Genomic DNA, 18,039 nt, shown 5'->3' on the forward strand with positions numbered 1-18,039 from the left:
GGCAAACCCTTCGAAAGACGGGAAAAAGGCCGGGGCGCGAGGCCCCGGCGCGGGCCTCAGCCCGGGTTGCGCAGCGCCGTGACGCTGGGCTCGGGCGTGCCGCTCAGCCGCACGCGGCCCTCCACCAGCCGGGCCTGGCCGGTGGCCACCCAGGCCAGGGCGGCCGGATACAGGAGATGCTCCTGCTGCAGCACGCGGGCGGCGAGGCTGGCCTCGTCATCCCCCGGCAGCACCGGCACGGCGGCCTGGGCCAGGATCGGCCCCTCATCCACGCCGGGCGTCACCAGATGCACGGTGCAACCATGCAGCCGCACCCCCGCCGCCAGGGCGCGGGCATGGGTGTCGAGGCCGGGGAAGGCCGGCAGCAGGGAAGGGTGGATGTTCAGCATCCGCCCTTCCCAGCGCGTGGTGAAGCCTTCCGTCAGCACCCGCATGAAGCCGGCCAGCGCGATCAGCTCGACGCCATGCGCGGCCAGCACCTGCTCCATCGCCGCCTCGAACGCCGCGCGGTCGCGGCCGAAGGGGCGGGATTCCACCACCGCGGTCGGGATGCCGGCGGCGGCCGCGCGGGCGAGGCCGCCCGCATCGGCACGGTTGGACAGCACCAGCACGATCTCCGCCGGGTAGCCAGCGTCGGCGGCGGCGTCCAGCAGCGCCGCCATGTTGCTGCCCCGCCCCGAGATCAGGATGGCGGTGCGGCGCCGCATGGTCATGCGGCGGGCCAACCGGAAGAAAGGTTCTCCACCTTCACCTCGGCCGCTTCACCCTCGGCGCCGGCCTCGATGCGGCCGATGCGGAACACCGTCTCGCCATGCTGCTGCAGCAGGGCGGTGGCGGCGTCGGCATCCTCGGCCCGCACCACCACGCACATGCCGATGCCGCAATTGAAGACGCGCAGCATCTCCTCCGGCGTCACATTGCCGGCGCGCGCCAGCCAGGCGAAGACCGGCGGCAGGGTCCAGGCCTTGGCGTCCAGCACCGCGACGCTGCCCTTGGGCAGCACGCGCGGCAGGTTGCCGGGCAGGCCGCCGCCGGTGATGTGGGCGGCCGCCTTGACCAGACCCGCGCGGTGCGCCGCCAGCAGCGACTTCACATAGATCCGGGTCGGCGTCAGCAGCGCATGGCCGATGCTCTGCCCAGGCGCGAAGGGCGCCGGCGTCGCGACGCCCTGATTGGTCGCGGCCAGGATGCGGCGGACCAGCGAGAAGCCGTTGGAATGCACGCCCGAGGAGGCGAGGCCCAGCACCACATCGCCAGCGCCGACATCCGGGCGCGGCAGCAGCCCGTCGCGCTCGGCGGCGCCGACCGAGAAGCCGGCCAGGTCGTAATCATCCTTGGCATACATGCCCGGCATCTCGGCCGTCTCGCCGCCGACGAGGGCGCAGCCAGCCTGGCGGCAGCCCTCGGCGATGCCGGCGATGACGGCGCGCGCCTGCTCCAGCTGCAGCTTGCCGGTGGCGAAATAGTCCAGGAAGAACAGCGGCTCGGCGCCCTGCACCACCAGGTCGTTCACGCACATGGCAACCAGGTCGACGCCCACGGCGTCATGCATGGCAGTATCGATGGCAAGCCGCAGCTTGGTGCCGACGCCATCGGTCGAGGAGACAAGGACGGGGTCGGTGTAGCCGGCCGCCTTCAGGTCGAACAGCGCGCCGAAGCCGCCCAGGGACCCCATGGTCCCGGACCGGTCGGTCGAGCGCGCCAATGGCTTGATGGCGTCCACGAGGGCGTCGCCGGTTTCGATATCAACACCGGCGTCCCGGTAGGTCAGACTGGTCATCAGGGGGCCCGATCGGCTATGCGCAAAGGCCCGGAAGGAGAGAGTTTCACTATGCCGGGCTTCCAAGGGGGCGGAATGCAACATTTTCGGCGGCTGGCCGCAACCATTGTCGTGGCGGGTCTGACCTGCTTGGCCCCGGCGGCCGGCCCGTTCGGTGCCGCCACCGCCCAGGCGCAGCCCTCCGGCGAGGCCGCCAGCGGCGATGCCTACACGCAGCGCGGCGTGCCGGCCGAGGCGACGGCGGAGAATGCGGTGATCGCCCGCACCCGCGCCCTCGCCGCCGCGCAGCGCACCGCCTATGACCGCATGGCCGATGCGCTGGGCCTGCCCAAGGGGCTGAGCGATTCGCAGATCGACCAGATGGTCAGCAGCATCATCGTCGAGGAGGAGCGCTCCAGCCGCACCGGCTATTCCGGCCGACTGACGGTGAATTTCAACCCGAACCGCGTGGGCGGCCCCGGCCGCGCCGTGGCGGGGGGCGGCAGCGGCAGCTCGGTACTGTCCGGCGCCGCGCCGGCCACCGGCGATGCCGCGCCGCCGGTGACGCCCTCCATCCTCTCCGCCCCGGCCAATGCCTATCTGGAGACCCAGGCGCGCTTCGGCAGCCTGCGGGAATGGCTGGAGCTGCGCCGCCGGCTGCGCGCCAGCCCGGAGATTGCCTCGGTCGATGTGGTGGCCATCGCGGTGGACGGGGCGCAGCTGCGGCTCGGCCTGCGGCGCGGCCCGGGCGAGGCGGCGCAGGCCCTGCAGGCCGGCGGCATCGCGCTGCTGCCGCCGGCCGCTGCCCAGCCGGGCACCCCGCCGGGCGGCGGCATCGCGCCCCCGGTGCGCTGGGGCGGCAATGCGCTGCGCGGCGCGCCGGCGGCGCAGCCGGCCTCGGCCGGTGGCGGCGCCTGGCAAGTCGGCCTTGCCGGGCGCGGCTGACCCGCCGCCCCCGGGCGAGGGCCGGCCGCCCGGCGGCGTGACCGCCGGTGCCCTGACCCTGCCGAACCTGATCACGCTGGCACGGCTCTGCGCCGTGCCGGCGACGCTGTGGCTGATCCTGCATGGGCGGCTCGACATCGCCTTCTTCGTCTTCGCCGGCGCCGGCATCTCCGACGCGCTGGATGGCTGGCTGGCGCGCCGCCAAGGCAGCCAGTCGCGCCTCGGCGCGCTGCTCGACCCGGTGGCGGACAAGGCGCTGCTGGTCTGCACCTATATCGGCCTGGCCTGGGCCGGGGTGCTGCCGGACTGGCTGGCGCTGCTGGTGGTGTTCCGCGACGTGCTGATCATGGGCGGCGTGGCGCTGCTGGCGCTGCTGGGCGCGGCCCCGCGCATCCAGCCCCTGCGCATTTCCAAGGCCAACACCGTGGCGCAGATCCTGCTGGCCTCGCTGGCGCTGCTGCTGGCAGGGTTCCGGATCAATGCCCCGCTGCTGCTGGAAGGCCTGATCCTGCTCGCCACCGCCACCACCATCGCTTCCGGCCTCGCCTATCTCCTGCCGCGCCTGGCGGGGGAGGGGCGATGAACCGCCTGACCCCGCCCGCCCCGCTGGCGGAGCCGGCCGCCGAGACCGCCCCCGGCCAGGCCCTGCCGCCCGGCCCGCCGCCGCGCGCGGCGCGGCTGCCGCATGGCGTGGTGCCGGCCACCGGGCCCGGGCCGCGCACCGCCACGCGCAACCAGCGCCTGGCGCTGGTGCTCGGCCTGCTCGGCGCCGCGCTGTTCCTGCTCTGGCTGTTCTCGGCCATCCTGACGCCCTTCGTGCTGGCCGCCTGCATCGCCTATTTCCTTGACCCGCTGGCGACGCGGCTCTCCCGCCTCGGCGTGCCGCGCGGCCTCGCCGCGCTGGTGCTGGTCACCGGGCTGATGGCGCTGGCGCTGCTCGCCCTGTTGCTGCTCTACCCGCTGATCATCGCCCAGGTCGGCACGCTGCTGGCGCGGCTGCCGAGCTATGCCGCCGGCATCGCCAGCGCGCTGCAGGAGGCGGTGACGGCGCTGGAGGAGCGCTTCGGGCCGGAGGTGTTCGATACCCGGCTGCGCGACCTGGCGGTCAGCCAGATCGGCGCCATCCTTTCCTTCCTCGGCACCGCGGCGACGCGGCTGATCGGCGGCGGCTATGCGCTGTTCTCGGTCTTCACCCTGGTGGTGGTGACGCCGGTGGTGGCCTTCTACCTGCTGCGCGACTGGACCCGCATCATGCTGCGGCTGGAGAGCTGGCTGCCGCGCCGCTCCGCCGCCGTGCTGCGCCAGCTGGCGCGCGACACCGACCGGGTGCTCAGCGCCTGGCTGCGCGGCCAGCTGCTCTGCTGCGCGCTGCTCGCCGCCTATTATGCCGTGGGGCTGTCGGCGGTCGGGCTGGAGCTCGGGCTGATGGTGGGCCTCGCCTCCGGCCTGCTCTCCTTCATCCCCTATGTCGGCTCGGCCACCGGGCTCGCCACCGCCCTGCTGCTGGCCATCGGCCAGTTCGGCACCTGGGACGGGGTCGGGCTGGTCGCCGCCGTCTACATCGCCGGCCAGACCATCGAGGGCTACATCATCTACCCCCGGCTGCTGGGCGACCGGGTGGAGCTGCACGCGGTCTGGGTGATCTTCGCGCTGTTCGCCGGCGGCGTGGCCTTCGGCTTCCTCGGCGTGCTGCTGGCGGTGCCGATGGCGGCGGCGCTCGGCGTGCTGGCGCGCTACTGGCTGCGGCGCTATCTGGAAAGCCCGCTCTATCTGGACCCGCCGCGGACCGGATTGTGAGCCGGGTTCAGCCAGGGAGAGGGTAGCGGTGGCGAGGTGGCCTTGCAGCTTCGGGCGCGGCCTGGCGGCGGGCCAGGGCAGGGGTGGCGCATGAGCGCCACCGCCGTGCCGCTGCGCCAGCTGGCCCTGCCGCTCGATCTGCCGCCGCTCTACCAGGGCGAGCTGCTGGCCGACCCCTCCAATGCCGAGGCGCGCGCCTGGGTCGGTCGGGTGGAGAACTGGCCGGTCGGAAGGCTGGCGCTGTTCGGCCCGGAAGGGGTGGGCAAGTCGCATCTGCTGCGCCAGGTGGCGGCGCGGCAGGGCTGGCGCGTGCTGGACGGCACCGCGCTGCGCGGCGTGCCGGAGCCCGCCCCCAGCGTGCTGGACGATGCCGATTGCGTGGCCGAGGAGGCGGCGCTGTTCCACCTGATCAATGCCTGCGCCGCGCAGCGCCTGCCGCTGCTGCTGGCCGGCCGCCAGCCGCCCTCGCGCTGGCCCGTGGCGCTGCCGGACCTCGCCAGCCGGCTGCGGGCGACGGCCGCCGTCGGCATCGCCGAGCCCTCCGACCGGCTGCTGGCGACCCTGCTGGCGCGGCAATTCGCCGAGCGGCAGCTGCGCGTGCCGGAGGCGGTGCAGGATTGGCTGCTGGCCCGGCTGCCGCGCGAGGCCGGCGCCATCGCCGCCGCCGCCGCCCGGCTGGACCGCGCGGCGCTGGCCGCCGGCGGCGCCGTCACACGGGCGCTGGCGCGGGCCGCGCTGGCGGATTTCCCGGGTTTCGAGCCGCTTGATGACGTTTCCATGGAAGCTGCCGCGGCCGCCTCCCTTTCCACCCCCGCCTTGCTGTAGGGTGGGGGGCATGGACGCCCCCGAGAGCCCCGTCGGCGCCGCCGCCGAAGCCGAAACCCCCGCCCGCCTGGCGGAGAATGCGACGCTGCCCCATGGCCACGGCCATGTGCATGGCCATGCCCATGCCATCGGGGCCGATTCGCCGGAGCGCTTCATCAACCGCGAGCTGTCCTGGCTGGACTTCAACGCCCGCGTGCTGGAGGAGGCGGCGAATCCGAACCACCCGCTGCTGGAGCGGCTGCGCTTCGTCGCCATCTCGGCCTCCAACCTGGACGAGTTCTATTCGGTGCGCGTCGCGGGCCTGGTCGGGCAGGAGCGGGCGGGCATCGCCCCCTCCTCGCCGGACGGGCTGACGCCCGGGCAGCAGCTCTCGGCGATCCATGCCCGCGCCGCGGCGCTGATCGAGGAGCAGCAGGATGCCTGGCGCCGGCTGCGCCGCCTGCTGGCCGAGGGCGGCATCAGCGTCTGCGCCATCGAGGCGCTGTCGGAGGCCGACCGCGCCTGGCTGGAGAACTATTTCCTCGAGCGCATCTTCCCGGTGCTGACGCCGCTGGCGGTGGACCCGGCGCATCCCTTCCCCTTCATCAGCAACCTGGCGCTCTGCATGGTGCTGAAGCTGGTGCGCGAGGAGGATGGCGGCACGATGCGCGCCCTGCTGCCGCTGCCCAGCCAGATCGAGCGCTTCATCCGCCTGCCGCCGGCCGAGGACGCGCCGCAGATCACCCCCGGCACCGGCCCGATCCGCTTCGTGCTGCTGGAGGACCTGATCACCCTCTGCCTGCCGCGGCTCTTCCCCGGCTACATCAATGCCGAGCAGGGGCTGTTCCGGCTGATCCGCGACACCGATGTGGAGTTCGAGGAGGAGGCGGAGGATCTGGTGCGCTCCTATGAGAGCGCGCTGAAGCGCCGCCGCCGCGGCCGCGCCATCCAGCTCACCGTCGATGCGCGCATGGCCGCCGACCTGGTCGATTTCGTGGTCGAGGAGCTGGACGCGCCGCGCGCCGAGATCTTCGTCGTCGACGGTTTCCTCGGCATGGCCGACCTGAAGCAGCTGCTGGTCGATGACCGGCCCGACCTGCTGTTCACCCCCTACACGCCGCGCTTCCCGGAGCGCATCCTGGATTTCGGCGGCGATTGCTTCGCCGCCATCCGCGCCAAGGACATCGTCGTCCACCACCCCTATGAGAGCTTCGACGTGGTGGTGCAGTTCCTGCGCCAGGCGGCGCGCGACCCGAATGTCGTCGCCATCAAGCAGACGCTCTACCGCACCAGCCGCGACAGCCCGATCGCCCGCGCTCTGATCGAGGCCGCCGAGCTCGGCAAATCGGTCACCGCCATGGTGGAGCTGAAGGCCCGCTTCGACGAGGAGCGCAACATCGCGCTCGCCCGCGAGCTGGAGGCCGCCGGCGTGCAGGTGGTCTATGGCTTCGTCGACCTGAAGACCCATGCCAAGGTCTCGCTGGTGGTGCGGCGCGAGAGCGGGTCCCTGCGCTCCTACGCGCATTTCGGCACCGGCAACTACCACCCGATTACCGCGCGCATCTACACCGACCTCAGCTTCTTCACCGCCGACCCGGCGCTGACGCGCGACGCGCAGAAGCTGTTCAACTACATGACCGGCTATGCCCGGCCGGAGACGATGGAGCGGCTGGCCTTCTCGCCGCTGACCATCCGCCCGGCGATCCTCGGCCTGATCGAGCAGGAGATCGGCTTCGCCGCCGAGGGCAAGCCCGCCGGCATCTGGCTGAAGATGAACTCGCTGGTCGACCAGCAGCTGATCGACGCGCTGTACCGGGCCAGCCAGGCCGGGGTGAAGGTGCATTGCGTGGTGCGCGGCATCTGCTGCCTGCGCCCCGGCGTGCCGGGGCTGTCCGAGAATATCCGGGTGAAATCGATCGTCGGCCGGTTCCTGGAGCATTCGCGCGTGCTGGTCTTCGGCAATGGCCACCGCCTGCCCTCGCGCCGCGCGCGGGTCTATATCAGCAGCGCCGACTGGATGGCGCGCAACATGGACTGGCGCGTCGAGACCATGGTGCCGGTGGAGAACCCCACCGTGCATGCGCAGATCCTCGACCAGATCATGGCGGTGAACCTGAAGGACACGGCGCAATCCTGGCAGCTGCACGCCGATGGCGGCTGGCGGCGGCTGAGCCCGGGGGCGCAACCGGTGTCCGCCCATGAGTATTTCATGACCAACCCGTCCCTCTCCGGCCGCGGCAGCGCGCTGCAGAGGGCCCCGGGCCGCGTCGCGGTGCGGCGTCGTCAGGATCGCGTCACCCAGGATTGATCCCGCGCCGCGCCGGCCACAGGGCCGCCGCGGCGGGCGGACAGGGCGGTGGCGGCGGCGCGGAAAGCGCGGCGTGGCGGCAGATTCCGCCCCCGCGGCCCTTTTCCGCCCGGCGCCATCCATGCCATTGGCGGGGCGGACGCAGCGTGAGGATCTTTGCCCTTGGACCAGGCCGCCAGCCTTCCCGGATATGAGCTCGCCCATCCGCAGCGATCGGGCATTGTCGACCTTGGCTCCAATTCGGTGCGGCTGGTGATCTTCGAGGGGCGCGGCCGCAACCCGCTGGCGATCTTCAACGAGAAGGCGGTGCTGGGTCTCGGCCGCGGGCTGCAGACCACGGGGCGGCTGAACGAGGAGGCGGTGCCGCAGGCGCTGACCGTGCTCGAGCGCTACCACGCCGTGGCGCGCGCCATGGGCGCCGACCCGCTGGAGGTGCTGGCCACCGCCGCGGTGCGCGACGCCGAGAACGGCCCGGCCTTCGCCGAGGCGCTGTCCACCCGCATGCCCGGCGTGCCGATCCGCATCCTGGACGGGGAGGAGGAGGCCGCCTTCTCCGCCGATGGGGTGCTGCTGGGCTTCCCGGAGGCCGATGGCATCCTGGGCGATCTCGGCGGCGGCTCGCTGGAGCTGGTCGAGCTGATCCAGGGCCGCGCCGCCGCCAGCGCCTCCCTGCCGCTGGGCGCCATCCGGCTGGCCGACCGCGCCGGCGGCGATATCGGCCGCGCCCGCGGCATCGCCGAGAGCGAGATGGCGAAGCTGCCCTGGCTCGGCCATGGCAAGGAGCGCGACCTGTATCTGGTGGGCGGCGCCTGGCGCGCGCTGGCCAAGATCCATATCGCGCAGACCGCCTATCCGCTCTCCATCGTGCATCACTATGTGCTGCGGCGGGACGAGGCGCGCGATCTCTGCGGCGTGGTGATGGCGGCGACCCGGCGCACGCTGGAGCGGCTGCCCGGCGCGCCGTCCAAGCGCCTGCAGGATCTGCCCTTCGCCGCCGCCGTGCTGCGCCGGCTGCTGCGCGCGACCGGCGCGCGGCGCGTGGTGTTCAGCGCCAACGGGCTGCGCGAGGGCTGGTATGCCCGCCAGCTGCCGCCCGAGACGCGGCGGGAGGATCCGCTGCTGGCCGCCGGGCGCGAGATGGCCTCGCGCTATGGCCGCGACACCGCCCTGCCGGCGGCGCTCTCCACCTGGACCGCGCCGCTCTTCACAGGCGAGACGCGGCCGCAGGGCGCGCTGCGCCAGGCGGCCTGCTGGCTGTCGGATATCGGCAGCCACGACCATCCCGATTACCGCGCCGAGCAATCCTTCCTGCGGGTGCTGCGCCAGCCCGGCATCGGCCTCGACCATCATGAGCGCGCCTTCCTCGCTCTCGCCGTGGCGCTGCGCTACGAGCCGGAGCTGGACGCGCCCTGGCTGGCCAGCGCGCGGGTGCTGCTGGACGGCGCCGCCCTGCGCCGGGCCGAGGTGCTGGGGGCGGCGCTGCGCCTGGCCTATACCCTCTCGGGCGGCACGCCGGACCTGCTGGCCAGCACCACCCTGGCGGCCGAGGAAGGCCGTCTGGTGCTGCGCCTGGTCGAGGGCGGCGGCGTCTTCGCCGGCGATTCGGTGCAGCGCCGGGTGGAGGCGCTGGCGGCGACGCTCGGCCTGCAGGCGGTGGTGGAGATCGCCGCCGGCTGAGGCCTCAGCTCCGGGCCAGCGGCGCCAGCGCCTCCACCAGCGCGTCGAACACGGCGCGGAAGCGCGCATGGCCGCGCAGATCCTCATGCATCACCACCCAGGTCTCCAGCGTCAGGCTGAAGGCCTCGGGCAGCACGCGGCACAGGGTGGGATCGGCGGCGGCCACCGGCACCTGGCAGAAGCCGATGCCGAAGCCGGCGCGGATGGCGGCCAGCTGCGCCACATCGCTGTCCACCCGCAGGGCGAAGGCGCCGCGCTCGAATTCCGGGAAGCGCCGCACCGCGGCGCGCAGGGCCGGCGTCTCCCGGTCATAGCCGATCAGATCATGCGCGCCGAGCTCGGCCAGGCCGCGCGGCGTGCCACGCCGGTCCAGATAGTCGCGATGCGCGTGCAGCCCGATCTCGATGGCGCCCACACGCCGGGCCAGCAGCGCCTGCTGCTCCGGCCGCACCATGCGGATGGCGATGTCCGCCTCCCGCCGCAGCAGATCGTCCAGCGCGCTGCTCAGCACCAGTTCGATCACCAGCCCCGGATGGGCGCGGCGCAGCCGGGCCAGCACGGGCGGCAGGTGCAGGATGCCCACCGCCTCGCTGGCGGTGATGCGCACCGTGCCGCGCAGCGCCTCGGCCCGGCCGCTGGCCAGGCGCAGCAGGGCGGCGGCGGTGCTGGCCATCTGCTCGGCCTGCGGCCGCAGCTCCAGCGCCGCCTCGGTGGGCAGCAGCCCGGCGGGGGTGCGCAGGAACAGGGTGGTGCCCAGCGCCTGCTCCAGCAGGGCGATATGCCGGGCGATGCTGGGCTGGGTCATGCCCAGCGCCCGCGCCGCGCCGGAGAGCGAACCCTCCCGCAGCACGGCGGCGAAGCTGCGGCAATGGTCCCAGCTCAGCGGCGCGTTCATCCATTTCTCTATAGCCGAGGCAGAGAAACCGGCAATGTTCTTCAGCCCCGCCAGCGCCGATCCTGCCGCCACCCCTGAAGGAGGCGGCGATGACGGAGAACAGGACGGCCCTGGTGCTGGGCGCCACGGGCGGCATTGGCGGGGCGGTGGCGGCGCGGCTGGCGGCGGCGGGCTGGGCGGTGCGCGCCCTGCATCGCGACCCCGGCGCGGCGCCGCGCGACCCGCGCTTCGCCTGGCGGCGCGGCGATGCGATGCGGGAAGAGGATGTGCGGGCCGCCGCCGCCGGTGCCACCCTGCTGGTGCATGCGGTGAACCCGCCCGGCTATCGCGACTGGGACAGGCTGGTGCTGCCGATGCTGGACAACAGCATCGCCGCCGCGGCCGCTGCCGGCGCGCGCCTGCTGCTGCCCGGCACGGTCTACAATTACGGCCCTGACGCCTTCCCGCTGATCGGCGAGGCGGCGCCGCAGCAGCCGCGAACCCGCAAGGGCGGCATCCGGGCCGAGATGGAGCGCCGGCTGGGCGCGGCGGCGGCGGAAGGGCGGGCCCGGGCGCTGATCCTGCGCGCCGGCGACTATTTCGGCCCGCGCGCCGGCAATAGCTGGTTCAGCCAGGCGCTGCTGAAGCCGGGGCGGCGGCCGGGCCGGCTGCTCTATCCCGGCCGGCCGGGCATCGGCCATCAATGGGCCTATCTGCCCGATGTGGCGGAGACGATGCTGCGCCTGGCCGAGCGCCCGGACCTGCCCGATTTCGCCCGCTTCCACATGGAGGGGCACTGGGATCCGGATGGCACCCGCATGATCGGCGCCATCCGCGCCGCGCTGGGCGCGCCGGACCTGCCGGTGCGGCGCCTGCCCTGGGGCGCGATGCGGCTGGCCGCGCCTTTCGTGCCGCTGCTGCGCGAATTGCTGGAGATGAAATATCTGTGGGAGCAGCCGGTGCGGCTGGACGGCACGCGGCTGGCCGCCACGCTGGGGGCCGAGCCGCACACCCCCTGGGAGCAGGCGGTGCGCGACACGCTGGCAGCCCTGGGCTGCCTCAGCTCTGGATCAGCTTGACCTTGCGGCCCTCGACGCCGAGCGCCAGCCGCCCGCCCTTCAGCGCCAGCGCCGCCTGGCCGAAGACCTGGCGCCGCCAGCCATGCAGGGCCGGGATCTGCGGCTCCGATTCGGTGGCCAGCCGCTCCAGCTCGTCGCTGGAGGCGATCAGCCGCGGCGCCACGTCATGCTCCTCCGCCTTGGCGGCCAGCAGCACCTTCAGCAGCGCCACCAGCGCCGGCGAGGCGGGCGGGCCCTGGCGGGTGTCGCGGGCCGGCTCGGGCAGTTCCGCATCCGGCAGGGCGCGGGCGGCTTCCAGCGCCGCCAGCAGCCCGGCGCCGGTCTTGCCCTCGGCGAAGCCCTTGGTGATGCCGCGGGCGCGCGACAGCTCGGCCGCCGTGCTCGGGCTGGTGGCGGCGATCTCCATCAGTGTCTCGTCCCGCACCAGGCGCTGGCGCGGGATGTTGACCCGCTGCGCCTCGCGCTCCCGCCAGGCCGCCAGCGCCTGCACGGCGGCCAGGAAGCGGCGGTTGCTGGAGCGGGGCTTCAGCCGCTCCCAGGCCGTCTCCGGGTCCTGGCGGTAGGTGGCGGGGTCGGTCAGCTCCGCCATCTCCTCGGCCACCCAGGACAGCCGGCCCTCCTGCGTCAGCCGCTCCACCAGCGCGGTGTAGACGCGGCGCAGATGGGTGACATCGGCGGCGGCGTAGTTGATCTGCGCCGGGGAGAGCGGGCGGGCCGCCCAGTCGGAGAAGCGGTGCGCCTTGTCGATCTGCGCGCCGGCCAGCGCGCGGACCAGGCTGTCATAGCTGGCCTGGTCGCCGAAGCCGGCCACCATGGCGGCGATCTGGGTGTCGAAGAGCGGGCGAGGGGGGGCGCCGAAGCGCAGGATGCAGATCTCCACATCCTGGCGGGCGGCGTGGAACACCTTGGTGACCTTGGGGTCGGCCAGCAGTTCGCCCAGGGGCGCGAGGTCGAGCCCCTCCGCCTGGGCGTCGATCACCGCGACATCCTCGGCCCCGGCCAGCTGCACGACGCAGAGCTCGGGCCAGTAGGTGCGCTCCCGCATGAACTCGGTGTCGACCGTGACGAAGGGCTCGGTGCGCAGCCGCGCACAAAGCTCCGCCAGGGCCTCGGTGGTGGTGATCAGGACGGGGGCGGCGTCCTGCGCCTGGTTGCGTCGGCTCATTGCCCGGCTGTTCTAGCGAAGCCGGGGCCACCCGCAAAGCCGGGGGGCGCCGCCTTTCGTGCGGCGGCCCCGCACTTACCCTTGACATGGGGCCGCCCGGCGCCCCTTCTGCGGCCCTTTCCGACGTCTCCCGGGGTTTTCGATCCATGCACGCCTACCGCACCCATACCTGCGGCGCGCTGCGCGCCAGCGATGCGGGGCAGACCGCCCGCCTGTCCGGCTGGGTGCACCGCAAGCGCGACCATGGCGGGCTGCTCTTCATCGATCTGCGCGACCATTACGGCCTGACCCAATGCGTCATCCCGGCCGGGTCCGAGGTCTTCGCCGCCGCGGACGCGCTGCGGCCGGAGAGCGTGATCACCGTCACCGGTGAGGTGGTGGCGCGCGAGGCCGGCACGGTCAATGACAAGCTGCCGACCGGCGCCATCGAGCTGCGCGTCAAGGCGCTCGAGGTGCAGTCCCATGCCGAGGTGCTGCCGATCCAGGTGGCGGGCGACCAGGAATTCCCGGAAGATCTGCGCCTGCGCTACCGCTTCCTCGACCTGCGGCGGGAGAAGCAGCACCGCAACATGCTGCTCCGCGCCGGCGTCATCGCCTCGATCCGCCGCCGCATGATCGAGCAGGGCTTCGTCGAGTACCAGACGCCGATCCTGACCGCCTCCTCCCCCGAGGGCGCGCGCGACTTCCTGGTGCCGAGCCGCAACCATCCGGGCACCTTCTACGCGCTCCCCCAGGCGCCGCAGCAATTCAAGCAGCTGGCGATGGTGGCGGGCTTCGACCGCTACTTCCAGATCGCCCCCTGCTTCCGCGACGAGGCGAGCCGCGCCGACCGTTCCCCGGGCGAGTTCTACCAGCTCGATTTCGAGATGAGCTTCGTCACCCAGGAAGACGTCTTCGCCGCCATCGAGCCGGTGATGGAAGGCATCTTCGTGGAGTTCGGCGGCGGCCGGAAGGTGACGCCCGCGCCCTTCCCGCGCATCCCCTATGACACGGCGATGCTCGATTATGGCTCGGACAAGCCCGACCTGCGCAACCCGCTGAAGATCACCGACGTCACCGAGAGTTTTCGTGAGTCGGGCTTCGGCCTGTTCTCGAAGGTGGTGGCCGGTGGCGGCATCGTGCGCGCCATCCCGGCGCCGGGTGCGGCCGACAAGCCGCGCGGCTTCTTCGACAAGCTCAATGAATGGGCCCGCGCCGAGGGCGCCGGCGGCCTCGGCTACATCCAGTTCGCGGCCGAAGGTGCCAAGGGCCCGATCGCCAAGAACCTGGAAGCCGAGCGCGTCGAGGCGATCCGGGCGGCCTGCAACCTGCAGCCGGGCGACGCCGTCTTCTTCGCCGCCGGCAAGAAGGACGAGACCCCCAAGTTTGCAGGCAAGGTTCGCACCAAGCTTGGTGAGGAGCTCGGCCTGATCAACGGGGAGGAATTCCGCTTCTGCTGGATCGTCGACTTCCCGATGTACGAGCTGAACGAGGAGACCGGGCAGGTCGATTTCAGCCACAACCCCTTCAGCATGCCGCAGGGCGGGCTGGAGGCGCTGAACTCCATGAACCCGCTCGACATCAAGGCCTTCCAGTACGACATCGTCTGCAACGGCATCGAGCTGTCCTCGGGCGCCATCCGCAACCACCGCCCGGACATCATGATCCGCGCCTTCGAGATCGCCGGCTACACCGCGCAGACGGTCGAGGAGCGGTTCGGCGGCATGCTGAACGCCTTCCGCTACGGCGCGCCGCCGCATGGCGGCTCGGCCCCCGGCATCGACCGCATGGTGATGCTGCTGGCCGATGAGCCGAATATCCGCGAGGTGATCCTGTTCCCGCTGAACCAGCAGGGCCAGGACCTGATGATGGGCGCCCCCGCGGCGGTGGAGCCGGCGCGGCTTAAAGAACTGTCCATCAAGCTGGATCTTCCGCCGGCGAAGGGTGCGGCGGCGCCCAAGGCTTCCTAACTTGGGTCGGTGGCGCGGCGGCGTCTCCGCCGCGCCATCCCGCCATGCCCGGCCGCCCGGCCGGGCGCCTGAGCCTGCCCGGCCTTGCCGAGCGCCCGCGCGCTGGGCCCGGCCGGGTGCCTGAGTCCGCCCGGCCTCGCCCGGGGGCCTGAGCTTGCCCGGCGCCGCTGGGCGCCTGAGCCCGCCCGGCGCCGCCGGGCGCCTGAGAAGGAAGACGATATGCGGCTGCGCGATTTCCTGGCCGGCACCTCCGCCCTCCCGCTCCTGGCGCTGCTGGCGGGGCCGGCCTCGGCCCAGCCCGCCGCCAGCCCGGCCCCGCCGCCCACCGCCCCTTCGGCCGCCGCCCCGCATGCGGCGCCGCAGGCGATCCCGGGCAGCGAGGCGCTGGCGCCGCACCGCGCCGCCTACCGGCTGCAGCTGGATCGCGTCCGCCAGGGCTCCGACGTCATCCAGGCCGATGGCGCCATGCTGTTCGAGGTGATGGATGCCTGCGATGGCTGGACCACCCGCCAGCGGCTGCAGCTGAACCTGATCGACCGCTCCGGCCAGAATGTCGAGACCAGCTCCGACTACTCGACCTGGGAAAGCAAGGATGGCCGCCGGCTGCGCTTCACCCTGACGCAGATGGCGCAGGGCGCGGTGACCCAGCGCATCAGCGGCGAGGCCGAGCTGGACAAGCCCGAGGGTCGCGGCACGGTGCGCTACGAGCAGCCCTCGACCAGCACGGTGGAGCTGCCGAACGGCACGCTGCTGCCGACGGTCCACACGCTGCGCGCGCTGCAGCTGGCCCAGGCCGGGCAGCAGCGCATGCTGGTGGCGCCGCTCTTCGACGGCACCAGCGAGGAAGGCGCGCAGGACAGCACCACCATCCTCTCCCCCTGGTCGCCGCCCCAGGCGCAGCCGCGCTTCCCGCTGATGCGGGACCAGGCCAGCGCGCGCATGCGCATCGCCTTCTTCGGCCATGACGCCGCGGCCGGCGCCAGCGCGCCGGAATACGAGGTCGGGCTGCGCTACTACGCCAATGGCGTGGCCGATGAGATGCACATGGATTTCGGCGATTTCGCCGTCAACGCGCTGATGCAGAGCCTGGAGCCGATCCCGGCCGCCTGCTGAGGGCGCAGCGCCCGGCCGGAGACGGGAAAGGGGGGCTCGCGCCCCCCTTTCGCATGGCCGGCGTCAGTAGCTGGCGAAGATCCGCGTGATCTCCGCCGGGTCGCGCGTGACGGTCAGGGCGAAGGCCAGCAGCACCCGCGCCTTCTGCGGGTTCAGATTGTCGGCGGCCAGGATGCCCTGCTCGCGCATCTTGGCGCCCTGCACCACGCGCCCCGAGCCGACGCGGCAGGATTGCACCACCGTGATCCCCTGCTGCACCGCCTCGGCCAGCGCCTCGGCCTCCCAGGGCGTGGGGTTGCCGGGGGCGAAGCCGGCCGAGACGATGCCGCGCGCGCCGGCGGCGACGAAGGCGCGCACCGCCGTGCCATCGGCATCGGCATAGGAATAGCTGATGTCGACGCGCGGCAGACTGTCGATGGCGCGCAGGTCGAATTCGGTGTCCGGCGCGTGGCGGCGCAGCGGCCGGCGGTAGAAGACGATGCGGTCGGCATCCGCCTGGCCGAGCAGGCCGAAATCCGGGGTGCGGAAGGTCTGCATGCGCCAGGTGGCGGTCTTGGTGACCTCGCGCGCCGCATGGATCTCGTCATTCAGCAGCAGCATCACGCCCATGCCGCGCGCCTGGCTGTCGCCCGCGACGCGCACCGCGTTCAGCAGGTTCATTGGCATGTCGGAGGAAAGCCCGCTGGCCGGGCGCTGCGCGCCGACCATCACCACCGGCAGGTCCAGCCGCAGGCCGAGGGAGAGGGCATAGGCCGTCTCCTCCATGGTCGAGGTGCCATGGCCGATGACGATGCCGGCGAGGTCGGGGATCTCGGCCGCGGCGCGGTGGCATTCCTCGGCGATCGCCTTCCAGTCGCGGAAGCCGATGCGGCTGGAGATGACGGCGCTGTAGGGGCGGGCGATCACCTCGGCGACGCGCGACAGCTCCGGCACCCGGGCCAGGATCTCCTCCGCCCCCATCACCTGGCCGAGCGTCGAGTAGTCCTGGATGTCGAGCGCGTCGCGGCCGATCGAGGCCATGGTGCCGCCGGTGCCGATGAAGGCGACACGCGGCAAGGGGTGCTGGGACATGAGGCGGATCCTGTGACCGGGAACCCGCAAGCTGTAGGCGGGGCGGGCGGCGGCGCCAAGCCCGCCGCCCGTCGCGGCTCAGGCGAGCCGCAGCCGCCGCGGCGCCAGCCCGCCACTGGCCGCCATGCGCCGCCAGCGCAGCGTCATCATCAGCGCCACGAAGCCGAGGCCACTGGCCAGCCCGATCCACACTCCGAACGGCCCCCAGCCGGCGGGGAAGCCGAGGCCGAGGCCGATCGGCAGGCCGAGCCCCCAATAGCCCAGCGCCGCGAACAGCATCGGCGCCGTGGTGTCCTTCATGCCGCGCAGCGCCCCGGCGGCGACCGCCTGCACCCCGTCGGCCAGCTGGAAGAGGCCCGCCACCATCAGCAGCGTGGCCGCCAGGGCGCGGGTCTCGCCCAGCTCCTCGGCCAGGAACAGGTCGGCGATGGCGTGCGGCAGGGTCAGCAGCAGCAGCGCCGTCGCCGCCATGAAGCCGGCGCCGAGGCCGATGGCGGTCCAGCCGGCGCGCCAGGCGGCGCGCGCATCCTGCGCGCCGATGGCCAGGCCGACCCGCGCCGTGGCCGCCTGGCCGATGCCCATCGGGATCATGAAGCAGGCGCTGGCCACCTGCAGCGCCACCGCATGCGCCGCCACCGCGCTGGCGTTGAACCAGCCCATCACCAGGGCGGTGGCGCTGAAGATGCCGATCTCCATCAGCATGGCGCCGGCGATCGGCAGGCCGACGCGCATCAGCTCCGCCATGCGCCGCGCATCGGTGCGCCAGAAGCGCCCGGCCAGGCGGAAGCGCCGCAGCCGCCGGTCGAGGCGGATCCACAGCGCCAGGGCCAGGAACATGGCGCCATTGGCCATGGCGCTGGACACCCCCGCCCCCCAGACGCCGAGCGAGGGCAGGCCGAGTCCGCCGCCCACCATCAGCCAGACCAGCAGCGCGTTCAGCAGGATGCCGAAGGCGGCGACCCAGAGCGCGGGTGTCGGCCGCTCCAGCGCCGAGAGGAAGCCGCGCAGCAGCAGGAAGCCGTAGTAGAAGGGCATGCCCCAGAGCAGCGCGCGGGTGTAGGTCTGCGCCGCCGCGGCCAGCTCGGGCTCCTGCCCGGTGGCCAGCAGGATCGGCCCGGCATGCCACAGCAGCAGGCCCAGCAGCAGGAACAGCGGCAGCGCCGCCCAGGCCGCCTGGCGCAGGGTGCGGCGCATCTCGCGCATATGCCGCGCCACCCGGCCGCGCTCCTGCGCCAGCATGGCGGCGGCGGCGAAGGCCAGGCCGAAGGGCATCGCCATGGCGATGAAATAGAGATTGCCGCCGAGCGTCGCGCCGGCCAGCGGCACCTCGCCCAGCCGGCCGAGGAACAGCGTGTCGGTCAGCACCAGCGCGATCTGCGACAGGTTGGTCAGCGCGATCGGCCAGGCCAGGGCCAGCATGGCGCGGATCTCGGCCAGCCACAGGCCGCGCTTGCGGCGATGCGGCAGGCCAGCTTGCGGCAAAGGCGGAGGGCCGCCG

15 protein-coding genes are annotated in these 18,039 nt (G+C 73.1%); 9 read left to right on the forward strand and 6 right to left on the reverse strand.

Going from position 1 to position 18,039, the window contains the following annotated elements:
• Positions 1-56: 56 nt before the first annotated feature.
• Entirely contained in the window at positions 57-707 is a 651-nt protein-coding gene (gene purN / locus QE401_RS04385) for a phosphoribosylglycinamide formyltransferase (RefSeq protein WP_307140180.1), read from the reverse strand.
• Between the two features lie 2 nt (positions 708-709).
• The gene (purM, locus tag QE401_RS04390) at positions 710-1,780 is read right to left on the reverse strand and encodes a phosphoribosylformylglycinamidine cyclo-ligase (RefSeq protein WP_307137050.1); all 1,071 of its coding nucleotides are present in this window, start codon (positions 1,778-1,780) and stop codon (positions 710-712) included.
• Between the two features lie 75 nt (positions 1,781-1,855).
• On the opposite strand from purM, the gene QE401_RS04395 reads away from it, so the two are divergent.
• From QE401_RS04395 to QE401_RS04420, 6 genes are all read left to right on the forward strand, one after another.
• Complete coding sequence (locus QE401_RS04395; protein WP_307137051.1) at positions 1,856-2,704, forward strand: hypothetical protein; 849 nt, start codon at positions 1,856-1,858, stop codon at positions 2,702-2,704.
• 37 nt (positions 2,705-2,741) lie between these two features.
• Positions 2,742-3,287, forward strand: a complete 546-nt coding sequence (locus tag QE401_RS04400; RefSeq protein WP_307137052.1) for a CDP-alcohol phosphatidyltransferase family protein — start codon at positions 2,742-2,744, stop codon at positions 3,285-3,287.
• A complete protein-coding gene (locus QE401_RS04405) occupies positions 3,284-4,501 on the forward strand; it encodes an AI-2E family transporter (protein WP_307137053.1) in 1,218 nt (405 codons plus the stop codon). The genes QE401_RS04400 and QE401_RS04405 overlap by 4 nt, the downstream gene beginning before the upstream one ends.
• A 90-nt stretch (positions 4,502-4,591) precedes the next feature.
• Positions 4,592-5,326 (forward strand): HdaA/DnaA family protein, encoded by a 735-nt coding sequence (locus QE401_RS04410; RefSeq protein WP_307137054.1) that lies wholly within the window; start codon positions 4,592-4,594, stop codon positions 5,324-5,326.
• A gap of 10 nt (positions 5,327-5,336) precedes the next feature.
• Positions 5,337-7,613: an RNA degradosome polyphosphate kinase gene (locus tag QE401_RS04415; RefSeq protein WP_307137055.1), complete on the forward strand. Its 2,277-nt coding sequence runs from the start codon at positions 5,337-5,339 to the stop codon at positions 7,611-7,613.
• A 162-nt stretch (positions 7,614-7,775) separates the two neighbouring features.
• Complete coding sequence (locus tag QE401_RS04420) at positions 7,776-9,290, forward strand: Ppx/GppA phosphatase family protein (RefSeq protein WP_307137056.1); 1,515 nt, start codon at positions 7,776-7,778, stop codon at positions 9,288-9,290.
• A gap of 4 nt (positions 9,291-9,294) precedes the next feature.
• Here QE401_RS04420 and QE401_RS04425 read toward each other — a convergent pair whose 3' ends face one another.
• Positions 9,295-10,185, reverse strand: a complete 891-nt coding sequence (locus QE401_RS04425) for a LysR family transcriptional regulator (protein ID WP_307137057.1) — start codon at positions 10,183-10,185, stop codon at positions 9,295-9,297.
• A gap of 89 nt (positions 10,186-10,274) precedes the next feature.
• On the opposite strand from QE401_RS04425, the gene QE401_RS04430 reads away from it, so the two are divergent.
• Positions 10,275-11,243, forward strand: coding sequence for an NAD-dependent epimerase/dehydratase family protein (locus tag QE401_RS04430; RefSeq protein ID WP_307137058.1), 969 nt, complete (start codon positions 10,275-10,277; stop codon positions 11,241-11,243).
• Here the strand turns inward: QE401_RS04430 and rnd are convergent.
• Entirely contained in the window at positions 11,224-12,408 is a 1,185-nt protein-coding gene (gene rnd, locus QE401_RS04435) for a ribonuclease D (RefSeq protein ID WP_307137059.1), read from the reverse strand. The genes QE401_RS04430 and rnd overlap by 20 nt on opposite strands.
• 146 nt (positions 12,409-12,554) lie before the next feature.
• On the opposite strand from rnd, the gene aspS reads away from it, so the two are divergent.
• Both aspS and QE401_RS04445 read left to right on the forward strand, forming a co-directional pair.
• A complete protein-coding gene (aspS, locus tag QE401_RS04440) occupies positions 12,555-14,357 on the forward strand; it encodes an aspartate--tRNA ligase (protein ID WP_307137060.1) in 1,803 nt (600 codons plus the stop codon).
• A 219-nt stretch (positions 14,358-14,576) separates the two neighbouring features.
• Positions 14,577-15,470 carry an EipB family protein gene (locus QE401_RS04445; protein ID WP_307137061.1) on the forward strand — a complete coding sequence of 298 codons (894 nt, stop codon included), beginning with the start codon at positions 14,577-14,579 and terminating at the stop codon, positions 15,468-15,470.
• A 63-nt stretch (positions 15,471-15,533) separates the two neighbouring features.
• On the opposite strand, the gene QE401_RS04450 is transcribed toward QE401_RS04445, so the two are convergent.
• The gene (locus QE401_RS04450) at positions 15,534-16,541 is read right to left on the reverse strand and encodes an asparaginase (protein WP_307137062.1); all 1,008 of its coding nucleotides are present in this window, start codon (positions 16,539-16,541) and stop codon (positions 15,534-15,536) included.
• A gap of 78 nt (positions 16,542-16,619) precedes the next feature.
• Positions 16,620-18,023 (reverse strand): MATE family efflux transporter, encoded by a 1,404-nt coding sequence (locus tag QE401_RS04455; protein WP_307137063.1) that lies wholly within the window; start codon positions 18,021-18,023, stop codon positions 16,620-16,622.
• Positions 18,024-18,039: the final 16 nt, after the last annotated feature.

The sequence above is a fragment of the Pseudoroseomonas cervicalis genome, from assembly GCF_030818485.1.
GTDB classification, from domain to species: Bacteria; Pseudomonadota; Alphaproteobacteria; order Acetobacterales; family Acetobacteraceae; genus Pseudoroseomonas; species Pseudoroseomonas cervicalis_A.